The organism is Nocardia mexicana NBRC 108244 (assembly GCF_001613165.1).
In the GTDB taxonomy this organism is placed as follows: domain Bacteria; phylum Actinomycetota; class Actinomycetes; order Mycobacteriales; family Mycobacteriaceae; genus Nocardia; species Nocardia mexicana.
In genome coordinates, this window is the sequence record NZ_BDBV01000080.1 from 42,822 (window position 1) to 68,315 (window position 25,494).

At 70.1% G+C, this 25,494-nt stretch carries 25 protein-coding genes and 1 pseudogene; 1 reads left to right on the plus strand and 25 read right to left on the minus strand.

Annotated features, from left to right (window positions below; genetic code table 11):
- Positions 1-8: 8 nt before the first annotated feature.
- The 25 genes and pseudogenes from NM1_RS29800 to NM1_RS29915 form a co-directional block, all read right to left on the minus strand.
- Positions 9-995, minus strand: coding sequence for a hypothetical protein (locus tag NM1_RS29800; RefSeq protein ID WP_068027331.1), 987 nt, complete (start codon positions 993-995; stop codon positions 9-11).
- Positions 992-1,867, minus strand: a complete 876-nt coding sequence (locus tag NM1_RS29805) for a hypothetical protein (RefSeq protein ID WP_068027334.1) — start codon at positions 1,865-1,867, stop codon at positions 992-994. The genes NM1_RS29800 and NM1_RS29805 overlap by 4 nt, the downstream gene beginning before the upstream one ends.
- On the minus strand, positions 1,864-2,916 hold the full coding sequence (locus tag NM1_RS29810) for a hypothetical protein (RefSeq protein WP_147289141.1): 1,053 nt from the start codon (positions 2,914-2,916) through the stop codon (positions 1,864-1,866). Before NM1_RS29810 ends, NM1_RS29805 begins: the two co-directional genes overlap by 4 nt.
- Positions 2,913-3,482, minus strand: coding sequence for a hypothetical protein (locus NM1_RS29815; RefSeq protein ID WP_147289142.1), 570 nt, complete (start codon positions 3,480-3,482; stop codon positions 2,913-2,915). Before NM1_RS29815 ends, NM1_RS29810 begins: the two co-directional genes overlap by 4 nt.
- Positions 3,479-4,354 (minus strand): hypothetical protein, encoded by an 876-nt coding sequence (locus NM1_RS29820; protein ID WP_068027342.1) that lies wholly within the window; start codon positions 4,352-4,354, stop codon positions 3,479-3,481. Before NM1_RS29820 ends, NM1_RS29815 begins: the two co-directional genes overlap by 4 nt.
- On the minus strand, positions 4,351-5,235 hold the full coding sequence (locus NM1_RS29825; protein ID WP_147289143.1) for a hypothetical protein: 885 nt from the start codon (positions 5,233-5,235) through the stop codon (positions 4,351-4,353). The genes NM1_RS29820 and NM1_RS29825 overlap by 4 nt, the downstream gene beginning before the upstream one ends.
- A complete protein-coding gene (locus NM1_RS29830; RefSeq protein ID WP_068027348.1) occupies positions 5,232-6,140 on the minus strand; it encodes a hypothetical protein in 909 nt (302 codons plus the stop codon). The genes NM1_RS29825 and NM1_RS29830 overlap by 4 nt, the downstream gene beginning before the upstream one ends.
- A 242-nt stretch (positions 6,141-6,382) precedes the next feature.
- A complete protein-coding gene (locus tag NM1_RS29835; protein ID WP_246011707.1) occupies positions 6,383-7,519 on the minus strand; it encodes a C40 family peptidase in 1,137 nt (378 codons plus the stop codon).
- A gap of 173 nt (positions 7,520-7,692) precedes the next feature.
- The gene (locus NM1_RS29840; RefSeq protein ID WP_068027351.1) at positions 7,693-8,016 is read right to left on the minus strand and encodes a hypothetical protein; all 324 of its coding nucleotides are present in this window, start codon (positions 8,014-8,016) and stop codon (positions 7,693-7,695) included.
- 246 nt (positions 8,017-8,262) lie between these two features.
- Positions 8,263-8,790: a hypothetical protein gene (locus NM1_RS44230; RefSeq protein ID WP_068027354.1), complete on the minus strand. Its 528-nt coding sequence runs from the start codon at positions 8,788-8,790 to the stop codon at positions 8,263-8,265.
- A 169-nt stretch (positions 8,791-8,959) separates the two neighbouring features.
- Positions 8,960-9,565, minus strand: a pseudogene (gene ybiA / locus NM1_RS44700) (riboflavin biosynthesis intermediates N-glycosidase); the annotation flags it as partial.
- 53 nt (positions 9,566-9,618) lie between these two features.
- A complete protein-coding gene (locus NM1_RS29850) occupies positions 9,619-11,373 on the minus strand; it encodes a putative type IV secretion/conjugal transfer ATPase (protein ID WP_147289144.1) in 1,755 nt (584 codons plus the stop codon).
- Complete coding sequence (locus NM1_RS29855; RefSeq protein ID WP_068027357.1) at positions 11,370-12,842, minus strand: SCO6880 family protein; 1,473 nt, start codon at positions 12,840-12,842, stop codon at positions 11,370-11,372. The genes NM1_RS29850 and NM1_RS29855 overlap by 4 nt, the downstream gene beginning before the upstream one ends.
- Positions 12,839-14,314, minus strand: coding sequence for a hypothetical protein (locus NM1_RS29860; RefSeq protein ID WP_068027360.1), 1,476 nt, complete (start codon positions 14,312-14,314; stop codon positions 12,839-12,841). The genes NM1_RS29855 and NM1_RS29860 overlap by 4 nt, the downstream gene beginning before the upstream one ends.
- Positions 14,311-15,099 carry a DUF8175 domain-containg protein gene (locus NM1_RS29865; RefSeq protein WP_068027363.1) on the minus strand — a complete coding sequence of 263 codons (789 nt, stop codon included), beginning with the start codon at positions 15,097-15,099 and terminating at the stop codon, positions 14,311-14,313. Before NM1_RS29865 ends, NM1_RS29860 begins: the two co-directional genes overlap by 4 nt.
- Positions 15,100-15,115: 16 nt before the next feature.
- Positions 15,116-15,751 carry a DUF8175 domain-containg protein gene (locus NM1_RS29870; protein ID WP_084520175.1) on the minus strand — a complete coding sequence of 212 codons (636 nt, stop codon included), beginning with the start codon at positions 15,749-15,751 and terminating at the stop codon, positions 15,116-15,118.
- Between the two features lie 25 nt (positions 15,752-15,776).
- Positions 15,777-16,010, minus strand: a complete 234-nt coding sequence (locus NM1_RS29875; protein ID WP_084520176.1) for a hypothetical protein — start codon at positions 16,008-16,010, stop codon at positions 15,777-15,779.
- Entirely contained in the window at positions 16,007-16,948 is a 942-nt protein-coding gene (locus tag NM1_RS29880; RefSeq protein ID WP_068027366.1) for an alpha/beta fold hydrolase, read from the minus strand. The genes NM1_RS29875 and NM1_RS29880 overlap by 4 nt, the downstream gene beginning before the upstream one ends.
- A gap of 85 nt (positions 16,949-17,033) precedes the next feature.
- Positions 17,034-17,327, minus strand: coding sequence for a hypothetical protein (locus tag NM1_RS29885; RefSeq protein WP_068027368.1), 294 nt, complete (start codon positions 17,325-17,327; stop codon positions 17,034-17,036).
- Positions 17,324-17,989, minus strand: coding sequence for a hypothetical protein (locus NM1_RS29890; protein WP_147289145.1), 666 nt, complete (start codon positions 17,987-17,989; stop codon positions 17,324-17,326). The genes NM1_RS29885 and NM1_RS29890 overlap by 4 nt, the downstream gene beginning before the upstream one ends.
- Positions 17,990-17,994: 5 nt before the next feature.
- Positions 17,995-18,708, minus strand: coding sequence for a DUF8176 domain-containing protein (locus NM1_RS29895; protein WP_147289146.1), 714 nt, complete (start codon positions 18,706-18,708; stop codon positions 17,995-17,997).
- Between the two features lie 134 nt (positions 18,709-18,842).
- The gene (locus tag NM1_RS29900; RefSeq protein ID WP_084520177.1) at positions 18,843-20,396 is read right to left on the minus strand and encodes a cutinase family protein; all 1,554 of its coding nucleotides are present in this window, start codon (positions 20,394-20,396) and stop codon (positions 18,843-18,845) included.
- 101 nt (positions 20,397-20,497) lie between these two features.
- Positions 20,498-21,613 carry a lipase family protein gene (locus NM1_RS29905; protein WP_068027377.1) on the minus strand — a complete coding sequence of 372 codons (1,116 nt, stop codon included), beginning with the start codon at positions 21,611-21,613 and terminating at the stop codon, positions 20,498-20,500.
- The gene (locus NM1_RS29910) at positions 21,610-22,713 is read right to left on the minus strand and encodes a cutinase family protein (RefSeq protein ID WP_246011709.1); all 1,104 of its coding nucleotides are present in this window, start codon (positions 22,711-22,713) and stop codon (positions 21,610-21,612) included. Before NM1_RS29910 ends, NM1_RS29905 begins: the two co-directional genes overlap by 4 nt.
- A gap of 131 nt (positions 22,714-22,844) precedes the next feature.
- A complete protein-coding gene (locus tag NM1_RS29915) occupies positions 22,845-23,651 on the minus strand; it encodes a hypothetical protein (protein ID WP_084520178.1) in 807 nt (268 codons plus the stop codon).
- Positions 23,652-23,782: 131 nt separating this feature from the next.
- On the opposite strand from NM1_RS29915, the gene NM1_RS29920 reads away from it, so the two are divergent.
- Entirely contained in the window at positions 23,783-25,114 is a 1,332-nt protein-coding gene (locus tag NM1_RS29920; protein WP_147289147.1) for a MucR family transcriptional regulator, read from the plus strand.
- Positions 25,115-25,494: the final 380 nt, after the last annotated feature.

Here is a 25,494-nt window from a genome sequence, read left to right on the forward strand (position 1 = left end):
CTCCTTGTCTAGGGAATGTGTTGTGCGGGTGTTGTTTCGGCACCGGAATCGAGTCCGGTCAGGGATCTGTCCCGGCCGCGAGGTCGATGTCGGCGCGTGACTGCGGTGCGGGTGCGTCCTCGGGTGGGGAGCCTGCGCGGCCGGAAGTCTCGGGCAGGGCGGTGTCGATGGCCGCAGCGATGGGGCGGACCAGGCCTGGTGTGCGGTGGTTTCGCGAGGTGTTCGGCGGGTTTGCGCAGGCTGCGTAGCGCGGTGAGCGCGGTGGCGACCAGTTGGGCGGGGTGCGGCAGCGGATCCGGTCCGTTCCCGGGCAGGTCGAGTTCGTCGAGGAGCCGCAGTTGCCGTCGTTCGCCGGGGTCGATCACCGACGCGGCGCGGCACCGGGCGGCGCGCGCGTCGAGGTCGCCGGTGTCGAGGCGGTCGGCGGTGGTGTAGGCCCAGGTGGTGTCACCGGTCGGCCACACTCGTTCCCGCTCCGCCACCGTCAAACCGGCCACCGTGATCAGGCCGGACACACGCTCGCGGGTGACGGTGAGCGCTTCCCGGGCTCGTGCGGCCACCGCAGGGTCGTGACCGGGATGGTCGCGGTAGACGGCATAGGCGACGGCCAGCTCTCGCAGCTGCCACGCCGAAGAGGTGAGGGCGCCGATCAGCGCAGCCCGGTCGATGGTGGCGGAGTCCGGCCAGTGTCGCGGCGGATGCCAGCCGATGCCGCGTTCGCCCGTACGGCGGACATGCGCGATCCACGGCGCCGGAATGCCCGCGGCGTGGGCGAGCGCCTCGAGGTCGCGTCCCTGTTCGCCGATCGTGGTGAATGCCGTGAACCATGACTGTGGTGGCAGATCACCGGCGGTGTCCCACCAGTGGCGGCTGTCGTCGAGCATCCGCGCCGCCTGCGTGGCGGTGGCGTGGATCTGCCGCAACACGGCCAGCTGCGCCGCGGTGGGCTCGCTGCGTTCGACAGGGCCCGATTCCGATCGCGAGGCGGTGGTCACGGCTCGATCCCGTGTACGGGCGCCGGGCTATGCACCGGGGGTGTCGGTGTGCCGCTGTCGAACTCGGCCTGCTGCCCGCTGGTGACGCCGGTGGCGTCGACGGCGGTAGCGATCGAGTGGCCACCCTCGGTCGCCGCCGCGGGCACCGGGTCCCGGGCCAGGATCTCGGGGATGCGCTGCACCATCTCCGGTGGTGTCGGAGCCGGGACGCGAGCGAGGTCACCGGTGATACCAGCAGCCGACAGCACGGTCGCCTGCAACGCGAGGTCGGTGATGTCGGAATGCGTGTGGTCGTGCCACCGCCACGCGAGCGCGTGGGGTGCCGCGGCGCGGACGCTGTCGGCGGCAGCGGTGAAGGTGTGGTCGCCCCACAGCTGGTCTGCCTCGGTGCTCGACACCTTCAGCACCGCCGCTATGGCGGCTGCACGCTGCCCCAGCATCCAGAGTCGGCCGTCGAACAGTGCCGCGGCGGCCGGGTCGAGCTGGGCGGCCTGCTCGCCGTAGGCAGCGGCGACAGCGGCCATGTCCTGTACCTGCCGGAACTGGTCACCGAGCCGGTCGAGCAGCGTCTGACGGTCGATCGGTTCCGGTTCGCGCCAATGCAACGCGGCCTTCCAGGCCAGGCGGTGTTCGCCGCGGACGCGGACCTGTTCGATCCATGCCTGCGGCACCCCGGCCGCCGCCGCGGCACGTTCCAGTTCCTCGTGGCGCCGGCCCCGGCTGTGGATGTTGTTGTGCCACCCCGGAGTTGGTGACTCTCCGGACTGGTCGTACTGCTGCTCAGCGCGATCCACTGTGCGCTGCATGTCGGCCATCTGATTCTGGATCGCCTTGAGCACCTTGGCCTGCTGACGCGTCGGCTTCTCGGTCACGGCTCGACTCCCGCATCGGGCGCTCGCCCAGGCGCCGGTGGATCAGGCGGAGCCTCCGACGACATACCGGTTTCGGAGCTGCTGCCTGTATGCGTGGCGATTGCGTCGACCGCGGCACCGATCACGCCGCCCTGATCAGGGTCGGTGCCATCGCTGGGATGATCCGGGTCGACGAGCTCGACGATCTCCGCGTCGATCGCCTCGGCGAGGTGGCCGAAGGTCAGCTCCTCGGCCAGGCTGGCCATCGTGTCGGCAACGTTTGACGACGAGGACTCGACGCTCGCCTCGGGATCAGGGTCGGCACCCTCGCTCCGCTGACCCGTGTCGGCCGCAGGTTCCACCCCGTCGGTGTCGATCATCTCGCCCGGATCCTGGCCGGTGTCGTCGCCATAACGTTCGGCGTAAGCGTCGGCGTAGCGCTGGTGGTCGTCGGACAGGTCCGCGGTGCTGTGCGCGGCGGCCCACTGCGCCGCCGCGGTCGCGGCGGCGGCGGTGGGTTCGCCGGTGCCGGTGAGGGTTTCGGTGAGACCGAGGGCGCGACGCCGGTGGTCGATGAGCAGCTTTTTGTATTCGACGTCGAGGTCGTGGCGACGCTGCTCCTGGGCGGCCCGCTTGGTGTAGCTGCGAATCTGTACTGTGTGGATCGCGTCTTTGCGGTTGTGTTCGGCCCGCAGGTTCCGCACCTGCAGCCCGTGCGTGTTGCGGTGTCGTTCCTCGAATGCCTTGCTGGACTCGGCCTTTCGCTGCGATTCCTCGGTGATGTGGTGCAGGCGAGCCTGTTTGATCCGTTGCTCGAGCCCGAACAGCTGTCGGTCCCGCGCTTCTCGGTTGACGTAGCCCTGCGCCTGCAGGCCATGGATCTGGAACTTGCGCCACTGTTCGGCCTCCCGATCCTCCAACCGGACCCGATGCTCGGTGACCGAGCGCGATTCCGCGCCCCGCCGTTGCAGCAGGTTCGCGGTCATCGCCGCGGTCTGAAAGGTCTGGATGAATCCTTGCCGGACTGCTTGGCCTGCTTCTTCGACGGGATCGCCGCCGGGAGTAGTCATGAGGGGACCTCCAATCCCGAAAGCTGCCATCCCGCAGCGGGATTCGGGCGGGTGGCGTGGGTGTAGACGGTGAAATGCAAGGGTGTGCCGCCGTCGCTGGGGCGGGCGGTGACGGTGAGGACGCGTGCGCTGGTGGTGGCGGTGTCGGCGGGGTGGTCGTCGCCGGTCACGCGGGCGGTCGCGGTCACCGTGGTGCCGCTGGTTGTCCACTGCTGCCACAGCGCGCCGGTGATCGGTGCCCACACCATCGCCGCCGGCTCGGTGCGGGTCGCGAAACCGGGATCCATCAACAGCCGGGCGGTGCGGAACGCGGCGCGTTGATCGGTTTGCTCGGCGGGCCGGTAGCTGAACACTGCCGCCGTCGCCGCGGTCAGCACCGCCTCCGCCGAGCACGGGTCGACATCGGTGAACGGCGCCGGGAACGCCGCCGCGGTACAGCCACCTGGCTCCGGCCCGGGTTCGGGGTCACCGCAGCTGGTGGTGAGCAGCGTCGTCAGCGCTGCCGCGGTCACCGTGATGCGCCCGACTGCTCGTGCATCCGGGCGTCGAATCGTGTGGCGGGTCATGGGTCGACTCCGGGGTCGGTGCTCGGCCGGGTGCCGGGTTCGGGAAACGCGGTGACGGTGGTGTGGGGCTGCCAGCTGGGGTCGGTGCCGGACAGGGCGGTATCGATCGCGGTCTGGGTCTGCCGGTTTCCGGCGGTGACGTCGAGCTCGGTCTCCGCTGCCCCACTGGTGCTGTCCGGTGTCGGTTGCCAGGCTCTTCCGCGGTCGCGGAGCTGGGTGAGCAGGTCTACGGTCGCGCGGGCGTCGACTGCGATGTTCGGGTCGGTGTAGGCCACCCACCGCGCGCGCAGCGTCTCGGCGTCGACATCGCGGTAGGGCCCGGTCTGTTGGCTTTCATCGATGTGCAGCAGCCGGGTCCAGTCGGCGTTGCCGACCTCCAGCAGGTCACCGGTCGCGAAGATCTGCCGGGCGAGCGCAATCGCATTGCGGTGGTACTGGTCCACAGCATCGGGATCCGGCCGACCCACATCGACGCGGTTGATATCAGCGGTCTCGACGGCGAGCATGTCGAGCAGCCGGTCGGTGTTTGCCACAAGGCCCTGCCACGCCAGGCGCTGCAGTTCTGCGTCGAGTCCGCCGGGATCGGCTGCGGGCCAGTCCTGCTGGCGGTGCCCGGCCAGCCACGCCAACGCCACCGTCCGCTCCGGCACACCCAGCGCGCGAGCGTGCTGCTCGGTGTCTACTCGGGCCTCGGTGAGGGCACGCAAGGTGAGATCCTGTGCCACGGCGACGGGTTCGTGCCACGGTTCCGACGCGACGACTCCTAGGAGTGTCGTGGTCGCCGAGGCGTGCGCGTGCAGCTCCCGCAGCGTCTCGGCCTGCTGTTCGCTCAACGGTGCACCGGCCGGGTTCGGTGGGACGAAGTCGCTCATGGTTCGGCCTCGGTTCCGGGGTCGGTCGTGGGCGGTGTCGGTTCCGCGGTGGGGTGCGCGCCGGTGGCGGGTGGCCAGTGGTGAGCGACGTCGCCGAGGGCGTCGCTGATCGCGGCCTGCGTGCGTAGGTGATCAGCACGGGGATCGGCGACGCGCGCGACGTCCGAGCCGGCACCGGCCGCGTCTGGGCCGGGCTGCTGCCAGGCGGCCGCGTGACCGCGGACCTGCGTCAGCAGCGCCACCGCACCGTGGGCGTCGACCTCGATGACCGGTGTGGCGTAGTCGGCCCACCGCGCCCGCACGGTCGCCGCGCCGAGATCGCGGTACCGGGCGGCGACCTGGTCGCCGTCGACAGTCCACAGTTGCTGCCAGACGCTGTCGCTGGCGTCGAGAAGATCTCCGACCGCGTTGATCTGCCGGGAGACCGCGGTCGCGTTGCGATGGAACTGTGCCGCTGCCTCCGGATGCGGCAGGTGCACGTCGAGACGGTCGACAGCGAGCGTGTCGACGGCCGCCATATCGAGCAACTGGTCCCGGTCGCCGGTCAGGATGGTCCAAGTGAGTCGCTGCAGCGCCGCGTCGACACGGTCCGGGTCGAACTCAGGCCATTCCTGTTGCCGGTACCCGGCCAGCCAGGCCATCGCGATCGTGCGCTCGGGCACGCCGTGGACCGCGGTCTCGTGTACCCACAACGCGCGGCGCACCACCAGCGAGGGCAGGTGGTCTTGTCCTCCGGCGAAGGGATCGGGCCATCCCTCGTCCACGGCGGACCCGAGGTGTGCTGCCCACGCCCAGGCAAGCCCATGCAGTTGCCGCAGCAGCCACGCCTGCTCGAGGGTCATCGACCGTCCGACGGGGTTGGCAGGATCGAAGCCCGTCATGGCTCGACCTCCTGCCCGAGTGCCAGGTGAGACGCCGGACCGGTGCCCTGGTCCCCGCTGACCTGCGTCCCGGGCCCGGCATCAGCGATGTCGAGCCCGGTGGCCTCGACCCCGGCGGCGATGGCCGCGCCGGACTCCGAGTCCGGTGTCTCGCCCCGGGTGGTGAGGGCGTATTCGGCGGCGGCGATCATCTGCGCCGGAAGCGGCGGGATCGCGCCGTGTGTGCCGTCCGGGCTGCGCTCGGTAGCGAACGCGCCCAGGTCGATACCGGAGCCGACGGCTGCACGCCACCGCGCGCCGAGTTCGGCGTCGTCGTAGGTGGCGACGGTGGCCTCCACGATCCGCCGCCACCCCAGTTCGTCGTTGGCCCACAACTGATCTCGCTCGCCCGCCGTGAGCGCCAGGGTGTCGGCGACAGTGCCGGCGCGCCACCACAAACCCACCATCGCCTGATCGACACGCCCCGACGTTCTCGCATCGGGTTCTCTGAAAACTCCTGCCGCGGCAAGTCGTTCGCGGCGGGCAGCCACGAGCACGGCGGTGTGCTGTAACTGCCAGATATCGTCGGCGACCGTATCGATCAACGCTTCCCGCGCCCGGTTCGCACCGAGGTCCGGATCCGGGTAGCGGTCGCCGAACCGTATCCCGGCGTCACCGTGACCACGGACGGTGTCGATCCACTCCTGCGGCATCCCGTGCGCCCGAACACGATTCGCCAGATCGGCACCCACCTGCTCCACACGCTGTAGTTCGGTGTGCCAGGCGGGCGTCGTCGACGGCAGCCCATCCACGGCGGCGAGACCGCCGTGCAGCAGGTCCGATCTCCGGGCGGTGGTGTCTTGAAGTTGTTGCAGCAGACGCTGCTTCCACCGAGGCTGGTCAGCCCACGGCACTAGCTCGGCCATGACAGGGAACTCCTCGAATCGTGGGAACAGGTAGCGGCAGCCGGAACGGTGGCCGACAGCAACACCGATCCGCGCACGACGTTCTCGCCGCGGGCGCACTGGACGTCGGTCCGGTCATGCCGACTCCCTGGCGTCGGGCACAAGGGTGCCGAGATCGCGTATGCGCCAGCCGAGGCCCCGCGGACTACCGACGCCGCCGAGCAGCGGCGTTTGTGTGGTGCAACGTTGTGAATCTCTGTGCGTCACAACCGTTTCTCCTCCCTGGGCGGTGTCGCAGCGGTCGGCGAGGGCGCTTCGAATCTCCGCACGTCCATCTGCTCGCCTTGCCATGCCGACAGCGGGGTGGTGTTGGTGACGGTCTCGCCTGTTTGCGGGGCGTGCAGGAGCAGGTCCTCGCCACGGTCGTTGCGGCCGTACAGGATTCCGACATGATGGGAGTCGCTGTCGCCGGGCTGAGTGAAGAAGACGAGGTCGCCCGGCCGCCGCTCCGCGAACGGCACCGGGTGGGCGGCGGGGTGGTCCTGCTGAGCTTGGGTGTAGTGCGGCAACCGGATCCGGCCGCCCGACGCCTGGTAAATCGCATACAGAGTGAGGCCCGAGCAGTCGAAACCACCGCTCGTCGGGCCGTTGGCGTCGCCGCCACCCCACACATAGTCGGTGCCGATCCAGCGTTCGGCCGCGGCGATCACCGCCGCACCGAACTCGCTCGCCTCGCCCGGCACCGGCGTCCCCGACCCGCCCGTCCCACACCCGGCCGCTGGTTGCCCGGCCGGTGTGGCGGGCATCGATGCGACGTCGAGGTCGGCGAACATCGCATACAACCGGCGCGCCAGCTCCAGCTGCCCGCTGTAGGCGGCCGGGGCCGACTGCTCGATCGCCTGTGCCAGCTCGGCCGGTGACATCGCCTGCCCGCCAGTGGTTTTCAATGCTTGGTCGTAGAACCAGTTGATCTGATAGGTGGGGTCCATCAACGCCGCGATCCCGGCCGAGCCCCACACACTGGCGCGCATCTGATGCGGCCCGACCGAGTCGTGGTCGTAGCCCAGGCCGTCGTTCGCGTACTCCAGGGATTCCGGCACCGTCGGGTTCGCCAGATTCCGGAACGTGGACTCGGTCGCTTGCGCGGCCAGTTCCGCGATGATCACTGGCTCGGGCTGTCGGCGTTGCTTGCCGATCGCCACCCCTTGGCGCGCCAGCTGGAGTTGGCGTTCGTTCAGCCCTTCCATCGACGCCCCGGTCGGCCCCGCCACTCCCCCGGCCGACGACACCCCGGCCGCACACGATTGTGTCGGGTCGGAACCCAGGACTACCACCAGCAGCAACAACAACGTCACCGGCAGCGACAACGCCAGCGCCACCACGGTTTTCGAATCGGTCACGACTCATCGACCCGCCTCCCGGCGCTGCACGGGCGCAAACGACATCTGCCACTCGCGCTGTGGGCAGGGATGGTTTCCCGGCCGTGCGGAGCAGATCGACCGAGGTTGAGGCGGTGTGGTTCTGCGAGGATTCGGACCGGCAGACCCGATTCTGGGGCTCTGGTCGACGCGGATCAGGCGTCCGGTTCGGGTGTGAGCCCCGCTTGGTGAATGCCGTCGGTCACTTCGCGCCGCCAATCGGCCACGTCGGCGGACGCCGGTGGTCGGTCCTCCGGGTAGGACACCCGCAGATACCAACGCTGCTCGTCTGTGCGAGAGAGGGTCAGCCAGGTCGACCCAACGCCCGTATCCGCGAGTGTGCGAGACCCGAATTCGGCGTCCCAGTCGTCGCTCAAACGTCCGCATGCGCGCAGCCCGAGCGCAGTGCGTAACCGGTCGAGGCCGCACTGGTCGACGTTTTCGCGGATCCGGATTCGGAAGGCACCCTTGTGAACCATCGCCTCGTATCCCCTTCTTCTGCAGTCTGTTTCGCCGGTTCCCGATCGTGAACAAAATGCCTCTGCGGGTGGTTGCCGCTGATCGAACAGCGTGGCTTCGCGCGGCCGGGTTGGCCGCCTCCAGTGCGGTTGGTCGTGAATGATGTTGTGTCGCAGGAGTTCTGCGTTGTTGTCGTTTCATCGGTTGCGCGCTTTCGGTGGAGAGGTCGGTGGGTTGCGGGGCGAGGCCCGGGTGGCGGAGAGGTGTCATGGATCGATTCCGGAGTCGGGAGGAGGGGTCGTGTGTGGCGTGGTTGCGGGGGCGGCGTCATCGGGCCGCGATGTGCAGGCGGTGCCAGCGGGAAATACAGCGTCGATGGCCTGGCGGCCGGTGACTGCGTCGTGGCGTGCGGAGGGATCGGACCAGGGCCCGTGGGTGTAGGCGCTGGCGATGCTGGTGTGACGCGCCGCGGTGTTGACCTTGATGACGGTGCGGGCGGGGCAGTACCGCGCCAGCGCCGACACGGTGCCGCCGGAGTCGCGGCCCGGGTCCCGAACGGCGATGATTGCGTGGGCGTCGTCGATCATCAACGCGTCGCGGGTGTCGAAATGCCCCCACGCGAACCGGTCGCCGACCACCACCACCCGTTCGGCGATTTCCCGGATGCGGGCGTGCTCGCGTTGCTGGGCGGAGGTGAATTTCGCGGTTTGTTCGGGAAACGGCTGGTAGGCCCATACCGCGAGGCCGGCGTCCTGGGCGGCTTGGGCCCACCAGGTGTCCGCGCCGGTCGCCATTCCGGTGATCGCGATCGCGGTACCGTGTTCGGCGCGCAGCTTCAGCGCGAGTCGCCCCAGCTCGTCGCGGACCCATGATGCGGTGGCGGGGGTCGAATGCGTGTTCTCGATGACCGGTGACAGCGACGCGATGCCACCGTGTCGCTGGGTGGTCGAGGAGTTCGCCGCGGACGTGCATGAGGGTGCGGCCGAGCATGTTGCGACCTACGAGGGTGCTGGTGCCGGTGCGCTGGATGCGGCCCCAGTAGTCGTCGCCCCAGGTATTGCCTTCGATCAGCAGGCGGTCACCCGTGGCCGCCAACCGTGCCGCCGGTTCGCTCCCGGCCGCGAATTTGGCGCGGACGACGTCGAGCATGATCCGCCGCTTGATCCGATCCCAGTCCTTGCGCAGCGGCACCCGGTGACCGAGCTGCTTCGCCTCCCAAGGGGTCGCCGCGTCGTTAATCCGCTGCGTCCAGACCGGGTCTGTGGCCTTGGCCGCTTGAAACGCGTGCTCAGCTGTCGGGAACCAGATCCCCTGATAGGCGACCGGGTCTGGGCTGAAGTTCGACAGGAATCGGTACTCGTCATCGAACCGATCGATGATCGTGTCAGGTGGTGCGGACATCACGCCTCCAGACGGGTGGGTGTAATGCCGCGCCGAGCTGCCGGGGCCGCCGCGCCCGGTGAGTCCGCAGCCGATGCCCGCAGGGCCGGTTGGCCCCGGTCTCGCCCACCGCGCGAAACCCCGGCGGCGCAGGACAATTCGCGACAAGCAGCGAGGAGCTGGGTTCATCGCTGGTCGTGTCGCCACGACTGCCGGGCGGATAGACTGTGCGGCACGTGAATTCAGCCATGCCAATCCCCCGTGACCTCGGGTGTCGACATTGCGCCGGAAGGAGTGCCGGTGAGATGGCTGAAACGCCGATTCGTATTGTGGATGTCGCTGGCCCGCTCCGACGGCGTGAACTCCATCCGGAACGGGATCCCCGGCTCCGCCGCCTCACCAGTTTTCAACAGGAAACAGCCCGTACCGGGCGGCACCTCATGCCCGCCGGCGTCGCCGGAGTGATCATCGGTGGGTGGCCGCGGTGCGGCCCAGGAGGTGAGCAGGAGGCGTTCGGTCTCGGTGATCGACACCGCGGCGCGCAGCCGGGTGACTTCTTCGGGCCCGACCGGGCCGAGGATCTTCGCGCGGGCGCGTTCGAAGAAGCCGAGCGCCTTGGCCATGGCGGCGGCGCTGTCGAACGCGGCGAGGTCTTTGATGGTGTGGCTGCACATGATCAGCCCGGTCCCGAGCCCGCGATTCAACCGGGTGAGGGCGTCGGTGCGGTCGACCATGAATTCTCCGGAACCCAGCACCCGCCAGATCTCATCCATCACCACCTCGAAATTGCGTGGTGGCGCCAGGCCAGCGTCGGCCAGCGCGTGTGCGGCGGCGATAGCGCCGAAACCCTCCGACCAGCACACCATCAACGCGGCAGCGAGGAGTTTGGTGTCCCCTTCGGGGATGCGCGAGACATCGACGCACACGGCGGGACTGTCGATGTCGAGGGGTGTGCTGGTGTGGCGGTCGAAGATCTCCCCCCACGGCCCTTCCACCAGCGCCCGCAGCGACCGGCGCAGCACCTTGGTGCTCGATCGGTAGGTGGCGGTGTCGTCTTCCTCCGCGAACCGCAGCAGTCGGTCGGCGCCGTCGGAGATCACCGCCAACAGGTCCGACAGCCGCGGCGGATACTCGGGGGTGAATCCGCCTGTGGGGCCGTAGAGTTCACGCAGGCCGGCGGCGATGAGGGTTTCCTCGTAGTCCGCAACCCGCGAGCCGCGCACCAACTCGATGAGCCCGGCGACGATATTGACCTGCCCGGCTTCGATGCGGGCGCCGACCTGGCGACGCTGGTCGGGGTCGGTGAGCTCGTCGAGGACCGTACCGAGGGCGCCGACGGCGAGGGGGTTGATGCTGCCGTGTCCGTAGCCGAGGTCGACGACCTGCCCGCCGAGTTTCTCGACGAGGTCGCGGTAGTCGGGTTTGGTGTCACCCATGCACAGCACGGTGCGGCCGTTCGCCACCGCCCCCGTCACCAACCTTCGGATCAGGCTCGATTTGCCGAATCCGTTGAGCGCCAACACGAAACTGATGGGCGCGGTGATGAAACCGCGCAGAAACCACGAGGTTTGGTCGAAGTGCACCGGGGCGCCCGTGATGTAGTGGCTGCCGACCGGTGTCCCGACCACCGGCGCACTGGCACCGACCGCGAACGGCCACAACCCGGCCACCTGCACCGTGGTGCCCCGCCACTCCGGCATCGCCGCGATCACACTCGCCCGGCCGCCGCCCGGCCCGGCGTACCCGCGGTCGGTCAACCGTGCAGTCGGTCGCTGGAAGCCGTCGCGCTGCCGGTCCTCGCTGCGCCGGGCCGCGTTCACACGCCGGTGATCATCGGCCGACAACCGCCACCGCGCCCGCACCCCACGCCAACCGCGTTGTCCCGCCGCCACTTCCAGGACCGCACGCGCTTCCGGCGTCAGGATCCGGATACCCGCCACCGTCGTGGTCGACGATGTTCTAGAGCGTCGAGGCATCGATATCTTGAACCCGTTCACGACGACACCCGTTTCGAGATCGAAGTGTGCTCGGGCAGCACTAGCCCGATGCCCAGCGATCCGGCGAAGCTCGCGGCCTGGGTGCCGTAACAGCGGCGCAAGCTCAACCGAGACGCCGCGCTCATGGCTTTGACCGACGCTTCGATACCGGGCATGTCGGCATCGAGCCGGTCGGTGATGGTGACCAGCACCCCGAACCGGGTCAACCCGGCGCCGCGGGCCTGTTCATGGCGGGCGGCGCGGGTGTTGTCGACCCGGATCGACGCCGCGGCCGAGGCGATGCCGCGCTCGGTCTGCTCAGCCGCGAGGGCGTCGCGGTAATCGGAGTCGACGATGTCGGTCGCCTCCGCCGCCGAATGCAACCGGTACACGATCGCGACCCGTTTCCGAGGCACATCCGGGCGGGGCCGCACCAGCTCCTCCAGCACCGTCTCCAGCACCGCGCCGCGCGGGGGTGCGTCCATCTCCCAGGTGATCGACCGCGCCCCGTCATGGGTGTAGTGGTCCCAGCGCTCGTCGTGCGCGACCGGGCCGACGGTGTCCCACGACTGCGTCCGGACAATGCCGCGGGCGGCGGCCTCGACGTCGCGTTGGGCGGCCAGGTCGTAGCGAGACCGCACCAATCCGAGCACTTCCCACGCCTCGAGCGGTGCGGCGGGCAGCCCGGCGCGGGCGAGCTGGGACAGCACGCCCTGCAGGCGTTGCCCGATCTCGCGGGCCTGCTCGGCAATATCGCGGCGCACGCGGCCTTTGCCCAGTGCCCGGTAGGTGATCGCGATCCGCGCTTCCACGCGGACACCGATGCCGCCGATATCGGTCGCGGCCTCCCGCATCACCCGCTGCGCGAATTCCGGTGCATCCGAGCGGATCAGGCGCGCGACCTCGCGGCGTTGTTTGAGCTGGGTTTCGACCACGGTGTCGAGCACCGAGGTCACCGCGACCACATCCCCGCCCCGCGACTGGGAGGCGAGGAATTGGCCGTAGTCCTCCACCCAGGCGTCGATCTGCGCCTGATCCACCAGCTCCTTGCCGCGCGGCAGCACGCGCACGATCACGGTGTAGTGGTCAGTCCGGCGCACGTGCACTATCGCGAACCGTTTGCCACCCGGCGTCTCGTACTCGGCTATCTGTGAATCGGCCAGCAGCCCCGGCAATCGCGCCATCCCCGGAATACGGGAGAACCGGCCCGCCCGATACGTATGCTCACCCCGCGCACGCGCCAGGACGAACTGGGCGCGCAACACCACGTACTCCCATCCCGTGCGGCCGCCCACGCTCACGGCCAGTGGCGTGAAAACTACTGCCGCACAAGCGATCGCCACACCAGTGGTCGACAGCGACCGCGTGAGCAGGAACGTGAGCATCACCGCCACGATCAGCGTGAGCCCGAACATCGACACGCCCCAGGTGAGGCCGAAGAACCCAGCCGAGCGCGGCTGTTCCCACCGCCCGTACATGCGTGTCGTCATCGCCGGACCTCCAGCGGCCCCGGCGTATCCGGGTCCCACCCGGCCGCGCTGGTGTCACGCACCTGACTGCCGGACGACGAGGTTGCCTGCTGCACAGTGTTTTTCGCTGCGCGCGCCCCACCGACAGCCGCGCCGAGCAGCGCACCCGCCCCGCCGGCCGCCGCAGCACCACCGCTAGCAGCGGCGCCGCCTGCGAACTTCCCGGTCCCGGCCTGCCGACCTGCGCCGGAACCGGCTGGCCCGGCAGCTGAACCACGACTTCCGCCACCGGACGGCGCCGACCCTCCACCGCCAGGGCTGCTTCCGCCGGAGCCGCCCGGCATCGGCCTGCCCCCGCCACCAGATGCTCCGGACGGCGAGGGAGGCGGTGGCGCGGCACCGTTGGGAGCGCTCTCACCCTCACTGACTTTGCGGGCATTCGGGCGCTCGCTCCCGCGCCCGCCGGTGGAACCCATCGCAAGTCCGAGTGCGCCACCGGCGAAGGTTCCTGCCGCGCCGCCGCCTCCGCCGAGGGTGGCGACCGCGGGTGCGATCAGCCGCATCAAGGCCGGGAGCACGATCGTCACCGAAACCAGCAGGATCATTCCCAGCAGCACCAGCTGAGGGTCCTGCTGCTCGCCGTCGGTTCCGGCCGCCGTGAACGCGATCGCATACACCAACGCGCCGACCGGTTTCCACAGCACGAATGCCAGCGACCACGCCAGCATCTTCTTGAATGCCTGTGACCCCGGCCCCGTCCCCGCGGCCGCGGCTGCCATCGGAATCGCGGCCACCACCAGCACCAGCACGGCTTGGCGTATCACCAGCATCACCAGCTGGATCAGCAGGCTGATGATCCCGACAAGCGCGATCACAAGTAGCAGGCCGGTTCCCAGCCCGTTGTCGTGCTGGAGTTCGTAATTGACGAGACGTGACAATGCGCTGCTGAGGTCGCCGCGCGTAGCGTCGAAAACCACCCACTCGGAGAATTCGTCCCCGGCCTTGGTGCCGGTGGTGATCACGACGGCGAACAGCATCGACGCGAACACTGCGCGTGCGAAGATCAAGAATGATTCTTGTGCCTCCCCGGCCAGTCCGCCGCGTTTCGCCAGCGCTAAGCGTGCCGCGGCGAACAAGATTCCCGCGATCATCAGCAGGATTTGAAGGCCGCTGGTGTAGTCGCGGATCGACGCCAGCACCGGCCCCGGCTCGGCGCCCGACGCCAACTCAGGTGACGGCAGCTTCACCCACCAGGAGATGGCCATCCTGATTGCACTTGCCAGTCCGTCGCTGAGTGTCTTGACTAGGTCGTCGATGGCCGAGTTGGCGGCCTTGTCGACGGCGTAGCCTCCGAGTTCACCGAATTGCCGGTATTGGCAGACGGTTCCGGCGGCGCCAGGGAGGTCGCACACGGCGTCGGGGATTTGTGTGCGGACCTCCCCCGTACCGGGTCCGGCTTGGGCGAGACCGAGAATCGGTGCGAAGGTGGTCACTTCGATTCCTTCCACTGTCCGAATCCGCTGAGGGCCGGGACCCGAGTGCCGGGCTGCCACAAGGCGCCGACGTCGTCAGGGACGCGGACGCGCCAGTCGCCGTCGCTGTAGGCCATGGGCCAGGTCGAGTAGGCCCAGCCGTCGTCCGCGCGCACGGCGATCTGCACGACGGCGAAGTCGGGCCGGTAGCCGGGGAGTACTCGGATGCCGTCGGGGACGGTGACGTAGCGGCCCGCGTCCGGGGTGGTGTGGCGGCTGCGCGCGAATCGGTCGAGCAACGTCTGCCCGCCACCGAGGTAGCGTTCGCGCACCACCGCCTGCCAGATGCCGTCAGGGGCAACGACTGCGCGGGCGATCGCGTCACATGCGGCCAGCGCCGCTCCTTGCGGCGTGTTGGCGAACCCGGAGGCGATGCCGTCGCGAACGTGTTCGGGCCCGTCGCTGCGCGAGACCGGCAGTGCCGCGCCGCCCCAGCCGCTTTGCCACTGCAGCCCTGCGGGTGCGGCGGTGAGATAGTCGGCTCGTCCTGGATCGGGCCGCGTGGCCGAGTCCTGCGGCAGCGCTTGGCCGGCGGGGTCGGGCGGGATGTCGAGCCGGTTGCCGAACAGGTCCACCGTGGGCGCGCGATACGGCGTCACCGGTGCTGGTGCGGCGACTGTGGCGGTGGTGGCCGGTGTGGGCGCGGTGGTTTTGTCGGCTGGGGGGGTGAGGGTCAGCACGAGTACGGCGATAATCACGGCGCTGACGCCGAGAGCGAGGATGAGGAGCAGGCGGCGGCTGGTCACGGTATCGGCCTCCAGGTCATCGCATCGGGAGCGTGATCAGGTCCGCGGGCAGCGACAGCAGTGTGGACACGGCGGGGGCGCGGGGCTGGTCGGGGACGAGAAGTTTCCAGTCCTCGCTCTGCCAGACCACGGTGGCGGTGTTGCGGGTCAGCGAGGTGTCGGGTTGCAGTGTGTAGATGGCGATGTCGGTGCGGTCGGGGGTGTAGCTGGTGACCTGATAGCCGAGCACCTTCGGGACGACTGCTGCGGGTTCGGTGATGGAGAGTTGGGCGCGGGCGAGGGCCCAGGTGTCGCGGCCGGGTCCGGGGGCGAGCATCTGCTGTCCGATCACCGGCCACTGGGTGTCGGTAGCTACCGACATGCGGACGGTGGCGTGGATAGCGGCCAAGGCCGCACCGACCGGGTTGTGGTCGAATCCTGTTGCTGCGGGCCCGTTCTGCTGGTGCGGTCCTTGATCGGCGACCGGCAGCAATATGCCCTGGAACCCCGTGCTTTTCAGGTTGGTCGGCGCGTCGTGCACGTCTGCGGTGTCGACCGCTACCTGCGGGGCACCGGGGTCGTCGCTGCTGCCGCACCCGGCGAGTGCGGACAGCCCGATGACTCCGACGGCCAGTACCGCCGTCGTGGCTGTTGCCGGTGTTGGGTGTTTCACGGTGTCTCCGAACGGGTTTCGTGTGTCAGCGGGTGGGGATGAGGGCGGCGGCGATGCCGCTGGCGGAGCCGACGAGAACGGCTCCGGCGAGGGAGGCGGCAATGCCTTCGATGGCTTCGTCGCGGTACAGGCGCACGGCGAGCAGGCCGGCGACCCAGATCGCGCGGGCGATGCACAGCAGCAGCACCAGCCAGGCCAGCCACCCCAGCAGGTGGATCAGCGGGCCGGTCACGTCGGCGGGCAGCGGTTTCGCGATCACGACGGGCCTTCCAACCAGCCGTGCGCCGTGTCGGTGGCGGTGCGGTGTGGCGGTTCGCGTTGGTCGGCGCGGTAGGCGATGTCGAGGGCGGCGACGATGGTGTCGGTGACGCGGTGGGGGTCGGTGCGGGGCAGGGAATGTCCGGCGGCAGGGACGATTTCGTAGTCCGACCACAGCTTGTCCGCCAGCCGCACCGCCTGCTCCGGCGGTACTGCTGGGTCGCGTTCGCCGGCCAGTACGAATGTCGGTGTACCGCGGAGGCTGTGCGCGGCGTTGGTGTCGAGGGAGAACGCGCGGTAGGCGGCGAGGATGTCGGCGGTGACACGCGGGTTGGTGGGCCGGGTCCCGGTGGCCAGGTGGGTTTTGGGTCCGTGTCGGTGGCTGGCGCGGCGGAAGCGGCGTTCCAGGATGGCGGTGCCCGCGGCGGCGAGAGGGTCGAGGCGGGTGTGCCGTAGCCGATGCAACTGGTGTGGCCAGGCGCGAAAGTGTGCGGGAAGTCTGGGGAACGAGGGGAATTCGGCGGCGGCGTTGATCAGTACCAGTCCGGACAGGGCGGTAGCGCGGGCGTGGTGGCGGGTGGCGTAGGCCTGGGCGATCAGTGCTCCGGCCGAGTGGGCGACCAGCACGACCGCGCCGGTGGCGTGGGTGAGGACGATGTCGAGGTCGTCGGCGAGACGGTCCATCGTGGTGGCGGTGGTGCGCGGTGGGTGGCCGGAGTCGCCGTGGCCGCGGTGGTCGTAGGTGATCTGGGTGATGGCGCCGTCGAGGCGGTCGTGCAGCCGGGTAGTGACCGGTGCCCAGTAGTGACGGTCACAGAACAAGCCGTGGATATAGACGACGGTGGCGGCGGCGGCCGTGGGTGGGCCGGTGCGGGTCGCGGCCAGCCGCACGCCGTCGGTGGCGGGGATGGTGAGCACGCAGGCATCGGATCTGGTCATCGGGGCGAAGTCCTTGCATGAATCGGAATGCACCGGAATGCGGCGCGGGGAGCGAGAAGCCTTGTCAGGCTTTGGATGTGGGCAGTCATCCGCCGGAACTCACGATCTGGGACATGATTTGCCCGGCGCTGGTGGCGACGATGCCGCCGACGAGGGCGCCGAGCACGATCTTGGGGCTTTCGACGGCGCCGCCGTGCCAGCGTTCCCATCCGAATTTGCCGCCGGCGTAGATGAGCGCGGCGATCCCGGCGAGGGTGACGAACCAGGCCAGCCAGTTCACGATCTTGATTAGGCCGCCGGACCCTGGTGGTACCTCTGGCTTGATGTTGATTTGCTGAGCCAGCAGCGCGGCGTCGGTGAGCATCAGGGTGTAGCTCATGGGGTGCTCCCGGGTGTGGGATTTGTTGTCCGGCCGCGGGTTTCGGCGATGCGGGTGGTGATCGCGGTCCCGGTGTGGTGGACGTCGGCGGGCACGGCCTGGGTGAGGCGGGCCCGCCGGGGTGGCGGTGGGTCGAAGGGGGTGTAGTGGGCGAGGTCGTCGAGTTCGCAGGCGAGGAGTTCGTCGTGCCAGCCGATCGCCCATACCGTGTCGGTGAGGTCGGCGATGGTGCGGCGGTAGCGGCGCACCGCTGCGGGGGCGCGGCCGGGGCGGGCGGCGGTGAGGACGAGGCCGATGACGATGACACCCTCGGGGGCGAGGCCGGCGTGCCATTCGCGTAGTCGGTCGGCGGCGGCGGTGAGGCCGGGCAGGCAGTCGCGGGCGGCGATCACCACGCGCCTGGTGGTTCGCGGGTTCGCGGGCCAGGCCAGGCCGCTGTCGGCGGCGTGGGCCCACCAGCGGGCGAGTGTCGAGGTGGCGGCGCCGCCGTGCGCGCCGAGCACCGCGAACAGCGGCGGGTGCGGGCCGGTGACCGGCAGCGGGGTCTCCCGGATCGGGGCGCGGCGGTCCGGGGCGGGTGCGGTGATGGTGGCGGGGTCGAGGCGGCCGGGCGGCTGGTCGCCGGTGCCGTGTGCGTGGAGGTCGTGGACGGTGGCGGGCATCGCGGTCATCCCTGGCCCTGAATGTTGCTGATGAGCACCGTCCCGCCCTCGGCGGGGCGGGTGTTGATCACCTGGAGGTAGTCCACACGCTGCCGGTCGGGGTGGAGCTCGACGATGTGCACGTTGGCGGCGGTGTCGCTGAGCGGGGTGATCGCCACGCAATGGGTGGAACCGACGGGGATGGACGCGATCCCGGCCGCGAGGCCCTCGGGGGCGAGTCCTGTCTCGGGGGCCACCAGGCGCAGTGCCGCGTCCGCGGATCGCTGGACGTAGTAGGCCTGCTCGAACGCCGCGACCACCCCGGCCACGCTGGTGGCGTCCCCGGCACGGTCGGTGACCATCGTTCCGGTCAGGCCGTCACACGCCCTGGCCGCCGCCGGCAGGGTGGTCGGTGGTGCCGCGGTGAGTGTCGGTGCACCCGTCCGGGTTCCGGGATCGCGGGTAGCGGTCGCGCCGATCACGATCAAAGCGATGACACTTGCGATGGCACCGGCCACGACCCAGGCGCGTGCTGGGATGCGAGGACGGATCGGAGTGTGGCGTGGTGTCGGCTGGTCGGTGTGGGTTTGGTCGAGCCAGGTCCACTCCGCCCCCGGTTCGGGTGCCGGGTCGAGTTCGCGCGTGGCGGTGGGGCGTATAGGGGTCGCTGGTGGAGTATTCAGCCAGCCCCACTCGTCGCCGGTGCGGGGATCGGTGTCGGTTGTGCTGTTGTGGGGCAACGGGATTCACCTCCTGCTTTGGTCGTTTGTGGATGGGTGTGGGCGGGGCCCTTCGGCGGAGGCAGGCCGGTGAGGGACTGCCCGGCCCGTCCTCTCTGGCACCGAGAACGGATGGGCGACTCCGCCGAAGGGGTTCAGCCGGTCGGCGCGGGTGACGCGGCCGGTCCGGGACGTTCGGGAACAGGTGGCGGGCTTGCCGACGGTGACGGTGTCGCGATCGGGGTTGTCGCGGCTGGTGACATCGGCTTTGGTGCGGTGGTGGCGGGGTGGGTGGCGTCGATGTCGCGGGCCAGGGCGGTGAACCAGTCGGCGGCTGCGGTCAGGGGTGGTTGCCCGGTGGGGGTGGCGGTGGCGGTGGTGTAGGAGGCGCGGCGGCCGTCGGTGTCGCTGTAGCGGGTGCGTGTCGCGAGCTGGTAGAGGTCGGCGTCGTGGGACACGGTGGACCGGATCGCGTCGAAGGCTTGGTTGACCCACGACAGCGCGGTCTGGGGCGGGACGAGTTCGGCGACGGCTCCGGCGAGTGCGGTGCCCAGGATCGCGATCGCGCCGATCGGGTCGGCCATCCCGACCGTCGCCAGCTGCGCGATCGTGGTGGGGGTGAACACTTTCCTCGCGATGGTGACGGCGGTGTTGAGGCCGATCGTCCCGATCCGGAACAGCGCCGCCAGTGCTTGGTCGGGGCCGGGCATCGGGGTGGCCGGGTTCGAGGCTTCCGCGAGCCGCTGCCCCAGCGGGATGGCGGGTTGATACGACAGTTGGTCGAGGCTGTTGCCGGACAGGTCTTCACCGGCCACGCCGACCGCCGTCTTCCACGCCGTCGCCGCGAGTGCTTGGGCAGTGGTCGTAATGGCCGCGACCGGGTCGCGCTGATCCGATTGCGCGGCAATGTTTTTCACCGTCTGCGTGATCGGCGTCCCCGCTGCCGGGGCGTCGCAGGTCAGGTCGCCGGTGGTGCAGAAGTCGGCGACCCGCCCCGACAACACCCCGTAATCGGTGGTGGCGGTGGTGTTCTGCCCGATCCCACTACCGGCGGTGGCGCCCGGAGTGAAGCGGATGCCGGCCACAGCGCTACCCGAGGTGCCGGGTGCTGCCAGCGGGCTGGCTTGCTCCGGTCGTCCGGGAAACACCGGGCCGGGAGCGCGGTTCGGGTTAGCGAACAACGCGATGCCCGCCACCGCGCTCGGGTCGACAGTGCTGGTGCCGGTGCCGGTGCCGGTCCGGTGGGCGAAGTCGGCGGCGGCCGCGGCGCCCTGCCCGTATCCGGCAACGGCGAGCTTGGTGGCGGGACACCGTCGCGTGATCTCGGCCGCCGCCTCGCCGACCCGGTTCGCCGCGTCCGCGACCGCGTCGTCGTAGGGCTGGGCGAGGCCGTCGCTGCTGCGCCCGTAGGGCAGGTAGGCGCGTTGCACCAGGTCCCCGGCATGAGCGTGCAGCGGGGTGAACAGTTGCCCGAGCGCACCGGTCTCGATGATCGGGTCCGCGTCCGCGTCTTGTGCGCCTTCCTCCGGTCCCTGGACCCCCAGCACATACAGCGCCGGACAGGTGGCACCGAGCGGGGCACCTACACCGGTCTGTGCCTGGACAGGACTGGCGAACATGACCGCAGCCACCAGCCCCGCTGTCGCCGTCGCGATCGTGCGGACCGCGCGGGCGACGGACGGTGTGTGGTGAGCGGTGCTGGGGTGCATGGGTTTTCACCTCCTCGATGTGGTGGGGTTGGTTCTTCGGGGCCTGCCCGTGCCCGCCGGGGTTGGCTCCCGGGCACGGGCAGGCGGTTCCCCGAAAGGGGTCAGGGATGGCTCGTGGGGTCAGCGCGGCGGGGGTTGGCGGGCCGGGTGAGGTAGTCGGTCAGCCGGGTGAGGGTTTCGGTGATCGCATCGGCTGCCGTTGACGTGTGGTCGGCGTCGTATTCGCGCCACGTGACGTGGGCGCCGCGGTGGTGGTAGTCGGTGAACACGCGCCGCCCGGCCTGGACCGGGACGATGCTGTCGTCGCGGCCGTGGTACAGGTGCAGCGGCACCTCGGGCGCGGTGTGCGCGAGGGTTTCGCGGGCCAACACGTAGCGCCACATGGGGTCGTTCCACGGGTCGGGGCGTTCGCACCAGTGCCGCAGCGGTTGCCGGTACTGGTCGAAAAGGATGGCGGCGGTGAGGTTTTCCGCTGCGGCCGCGATACGGCGGCCCTCGTCGGTGAGGACGTGCCGCAGCGGCAGATGGTGATACGCGCGCGACAACCCGATCACTCCCGCGAACCCGAGCACCGCCCACGGCCCCTCCTCGAGCTTCGGTATCAGCGCACCCAGATCCGACGCCACCGCGCCCGCCGCGACGCCCCGAAGATCCAGCTCGGGTGCATACCCGTGAAGTAGTTCCCCGGCTACGGCGACAGCGCGGCCGCCGTCCCCGTACCCCCAGGCCGCGACCGGTGCGTCGGCGGTGTCCAGGTCGGGCAATCGGCGGGTGGCGCGGGCCAGGTCCAGGACGATGTGTCCGGCCGCGCGTGCGGCGAGGAAGGTGTGCGGGCCGTGTCCGGTGATTCCGAGTCCTTCGCCGTCGGCGACGGCGACCGTCCAGCCGCGCTCCAAGGCGGCGGCGACGGCGGCGGTGTCGGGTTCCTGGCCCGACACGAGGAGGTGACTGGGGGCGCAGGACCCGCCGAGACCGCGGAACTCCGGGTAGTACACCAAGATCGGGCCCGGCCCCAGGTCTGGGTCGATGTCCGGGGCGATCACGATCGCGGATGCAGGGATCAGTTCGCCGCGCGTGTCCGACGACACGTACACCAGTTGCCAGGCATCCCCCGCGCCGGGCAATTGTGGTGTCGTGACCTTGCGCAGGCGCAGCCGGTCCCCTGGGCGGTGGCCGTCCTCGATCAGGGGCGCGGTGTAGAAGTCGGTGTCGTTCATCGGGTGCTCCCGGCGAGGTCGTGGGCCAGCGCGACCATCCAGGCGATGCCGGAGGTGAGCTGGCCGGTGGTGGCGTAGCCGTTGTGGCGGGCGACGGTGTCGGCGAACCGCACCCACACCGCCGGGTTGATCAGGTCGGCGTTGTCGGCAATCAGCTGCCCCCAGGCCCCGGCCAGCTGGGCCGACAGATTCGGCAGCACACCGACGGGATTGCTGGCTACTGCCGCGGTGATCTCGCTCCACCGCATCGCAGCCATGGCCGCCTGGTCCGGGGTCAGCTCGGGGGTGCGGGGGTCGGCAGCGTCGGTCAGCCGCTGCGACAGTGACCGCTGCGGTACGTAGTCGGCGACCCCTGGTGCGGTCCGGAAGTCGTTGGCCAGCACCGTCGTCCACGCCTCGCCCAGCGCGGCCGACAGGACTGACTGGATGGTGGTGACCGCGGCGACAGGGTCACGCAGGTCGGCCTGGGCGGCGATCTCGGCCCCGACACGCAGCAATGCGGCGTGATCGGGAGCTGAGCAGCTCAAGTCACCGTCGACACAGATATCGGCGACCCGCCCGGTCAACTCCCCGTAGTCTGTGCTGTGGTCGGCGATCCCGCCTCCGGCGGCCGGTCCGGACATCATGTGCACAGCCGCGACCGCGGTGCCGTCTGTGCCCGGTGCCGGATCGGGGGCCGCCTGCCCGGGGCGGCCCGGGAACACGGGTGAAGCGGGGGCGCGGTCGGGGTTGGAGTACAAGGCGATCCCGGCGATCCGGTCGGCGGGCACCGGCCCCTCCCCTGCCCCGACGGCGCGGGCGAACTCCGACATCGCCTGCGCGCCCTGGGAGAACCCGACCCCTGCCAGCAGCGTGTGCGGGCACGTCTGGGTGATTTGGGCGGCAGCCGTGGTGAGCTGGTCGACCGCGTCGGTCACCGACGTCACATACGGGTCGGGGCCGCCGCCGGGGACGACGCCGCCGAAGCCCGCCTGGTACGGGATGTAGCTGCGCTGCACCAGATCCGGCACCGCCGCCGCCACCGGACCCAGCAACGCACCGACCACGCCGGTGTCGACGAGCGGGTCCGCGCTGGGTGAGGACTGACCGGTGCCCTGCACCCCGAGCACATACAGTGCAGGGCATCCGGGGCCGATCGGGACTGCCTGGGCGGCAGGAGATCCCACACCGAGCACAGCGGCAGCGGCAGTAGTCGCAGCGGCGAGTGCCGTGGATACGGTTCGTCCGGGTGTCATGGCTGGCCGACCCCCACTCCGGCACCGAACCCGGCACCGACCGTGCCGCCCGCGATCGCTCCCGCCACCGCCGCGGGGACTCCGGCGACCGCGGCCCCCGCGGCGGCTCCCGCGGCAGCGCCGACGGCGGTGCCGAACACCCCGGAGGTGACGGTGCCGATCACCGGGACCGCAACCACGGTTCCTACTGCGGCACCGGCGATCCCGCCGATCGTTCCTCCGACCAGGCCACCGACGACCGCTCCGGCCGCGGCGGCCGGTGCCCCTGCGGCGGTCGCGCCTACAGCACCGCCGACACCGGCTCCGGCCAGGGTCGCGCCGGAGACGCGGTCCGAGCGTCCGGCCGGGATGCCGATCGAGTCCAGGGCGGTCGCGACCTGCGCCTCGGCCCCGGCCGCGGTGTTGTTGATGCAGTCGCGTACCTCGGGTGGCAGCCATTCCGGTGACGGGGTCTGCCACTCCCCGATCCGAATCGTGTTGTCCAGGGCCTGGATCGGCGCGACCGGAGGCACCGGCTCGGGCAGATGCAGGTCCTCCAGCGCTACTGCGGGCGCGGGTTCGGGCGAGGGTGCCGGGCGCGGTGCCGGTCCGTTGCGCACCTCGGGTGGCTGCACCGGGTACACCGCGGGTTCGGGCGGCGGCTCCGGCGCCGGAGGTGCGGGTGGCGGTGGTGGTGTGGTCGTGCCGGGCTGTGTCGGGCTGGTGACTCCGGGTTGGTCGGTGATCGGCCCGGTGGCCGCTGCGTGGGCAACCGCGGGTGCGGCCAGCATGACGGCCACCGGCACCGCAGCGGCCGCAAGCACGCGGCGACCCGACAGCGAGCGCCGTGTCCGGCATCGAGAATGGGCGGGGAAAGTGGAGGTGTTCCGGTATGTGGGCATGCCGAATAACCCTTCGTCGCGAAGGAGAATGAGGGAATTGGGAATGCGCTCGGGTGCGCGAGGGAGCGGGCTGGACCGGCTGCGTCATTGCAGCCGGACTCAATCCCATACAAGACGACCCCCACCTGAACACGCGAGTCGCGTGGCTAATCCTCGACCGGAAAACACTGGTGGCCGAGCGGATTTCGGCCCGCAGCGTCCGAGCAGCCGTCGGAGCACTGTCGGCGGTCTACCTATACCGTCTCGGCCCAGAACCGCCGGTACCGCAATTCGTCGCCCGGGAGGGAATCGGCCGCGACTACCGCGACGACATGCTCGTGCACCGCTGCCGCTACCTCGTTCACAGCGACATCACCGTCGTCGACGGCATGACCGTGACCACGGCCGGGCGCACCCTGCGTGACCTCATCGGCCACCGGGCCGTCCCCGACGTCGTCGCGCGGTTTGCCGTCGAGGCCGCATACGCGAAGCTCGGGCAACCGGCCGAGATCGCCGACGCGGTCGCTCCCGTGCTCGCCGCAGGCGAGCGTACCGTGCACGACGGCCCCGTCCTGCTCCTCAAGATCGCCGCCTTGATCGATTACCTACCGCCTTATATGGATGCTCACCGGATGCGCAGCACCGCCTGGTCAGATGGCTTGCCCGTCACCGAGCGCGTTCTTCACACGCGTCAAACGCTGCTCGAACTTCTCACCGCTGCACGACAACTCGGTATTCGCTCTGACTCCAGCCGTATCCCACCAGTCATCGCGCCACCGACGGCCCCAGTACCTTCCAGCACTCGCCCCGCCCGGTCGGCGCTCTCGGCTCCGATCCCCGCGCACGACCGCGATCTGCTCACCTTCGGGGACCGCGACGGCCACGGCCGATTCGGCATCCTCGACGACGACGGCAACACCGTTCTATGCCACGAATGCGGCCAGCGATTCAAATGCCTCACCGCCCACGTCGCACGAATACATTCAATCCCGGTGCGCGACTACAAAATTCGTCACGGCCTCCCCTTAACCCTGCCGCTCCTCGCCCAGACCAGCCGCGACAAGCAGTCCCACTCCGCACGCCGCCACCACAACGCCGCGACCATGCAGGCACTGCGGACCCGCGTCGACCCGGACGCCCAGCGACACAATTACCAGCGCAGTGCCACCTACCGCTCCGCCCACCGGCTCCGAGAAGGCCGCGAACAACTCTCCGCCGGTACCCGCCGGACCATCCACACCTGCCCCATCTGCGGCACCCAATGGACCAACCGCCGCACCGGCAGCACCCGACGCACCTGCTCCGAACCCTGCCGCCGCCGTCTCACCGTCCAAACCTCGCGCCAGAACCGCCGACAACGCACACCGCCGCCCCCCACACCACCCGACCAGCCAGTCGATCGCTGACGTCTCGACCTGGCGCACCGAACTCCACGGCTCCCACCGAAGAATGGGCCCGCCGCCGTGGAGGACAGCGCACGGTCAGTCGGACCGCCTCATGGATGATGAGCCGATCGAAGTTCCGCCCTGGGGCCGTGGACGAGCCCTACGCCGACCGATCACATGCGATCTACGGGACTCGGGCACGGTATGGCGCGAATGGACGGCGCGCCGTCTCGGACGCTGACGCCCCGCTGCGATCAGGCGGGGGGAGTTGCGGAGTAATTCTCCTGGCCACAGCTGGGCTGACAGTCGCCGCGTGCGGCCAAGCTGGTGGCGGCTCGCCGCCATCGTACGTAGTCTTGATCTATCTGGGCGAGGGCTGCGGCCAAGCGCCAGTGACCGTT

Excerpts from the sequence above, each read along its gene's own strand:
- NM1_RS29890 (WP_147289145.1), bottom strand. The coding sequence starts at position 17,989 with ATGCCCGCCACCGTCCACGACCTCCACGCACACGGCACCGGCGACCAG.
- NM1_RS29855 (WP_068027357.1), bottom strand. The coding sequence starts at position 12,842 with ATGACGACACGCATGTACGGGCGGTGGGAACAGCCGCGCTCGGCTGGG.
- NM1_RS29900 (WP_084520177.1), bottom strand. The coding sequence starts at position 20,396 with ATGCACCCCAGCACCGCTCACCACACACCGTCCGTCGCCCGCGCGGTC.
- NM1_RS44230 (WP_068027354.1), bottom strand. The coding sequence starts at position 8,790 with ATGGCGACCGGCGCGGACACCTGGTGGGCCCAAGCCGCCCAGGACGCC.
- NM1_RS29905 (WP_068027377.1), bottom strand. The coding sequence starts at position 21,613 with ATGAACGACACCGACTTCTACACCGCGCCCCTGATCGAGGACGGCCAC.
- NM1_RS29820 (WP_068027342.1), bottom strand. The coding sequence starts at position 4,354 with ATGAGCGACTTCGTCCCACCGAACCCGGCCGGTGCACCGTTGAGCGAA.
- NM1_RS29810 (WP_147289141.1), bottom strand. The coding sequence starts at position 2,916 with ATGACTACTCCCGGCGGCGATCCCGTCGAAGAAGCAGGCCAAGCAGTC.
- NM1_RS29825 (WP_147289143.1), bottom strand. The coding sequence starts at position 5,235 with ATGACGGGCTTCGATCCTGCCAACCCCGTCGGACGGTCGATGACCCTC.
- NM1_RS29840 (WP_068027351.1), bottom strand. The coding sequence starts at position 8,016 with ATGGTTCACAAGGGTGCCTTCCGAATCCGGATCCGCGAAAACGTCGAC.
- NM1_RS29815 (WP_147289142.1), bottom strand. The coding sequence starts at position 3,482 with ATGACCCGCCACACGATTCGACGCCCGGATGCACGAGCAGTCGGGCGC.
- NM1_RS29830 (WP_068027348.1), bottom strand. The coding sequence starts at position 6,140 with ATGGCCGAGCTAGTGCCGTGGGCTGACCAGCCTCGGTGGAAGCAGCGT.
- NM1_RS29885 (WP_068027368.1), bottom strand. The coding sequence starts at position 17,327 with ATGAGCTACACCCTGATGCTCACCGACGCCGCGCTGCTGGCTCAGCAA.
- NM1_RS29880 (WP_068027366.1), bottom strand. The coding sequence starts at position 16,948 with ATGACCAGATCCGATGCCTGCGTGCTCACCATCCCCGCCACCGACGGC.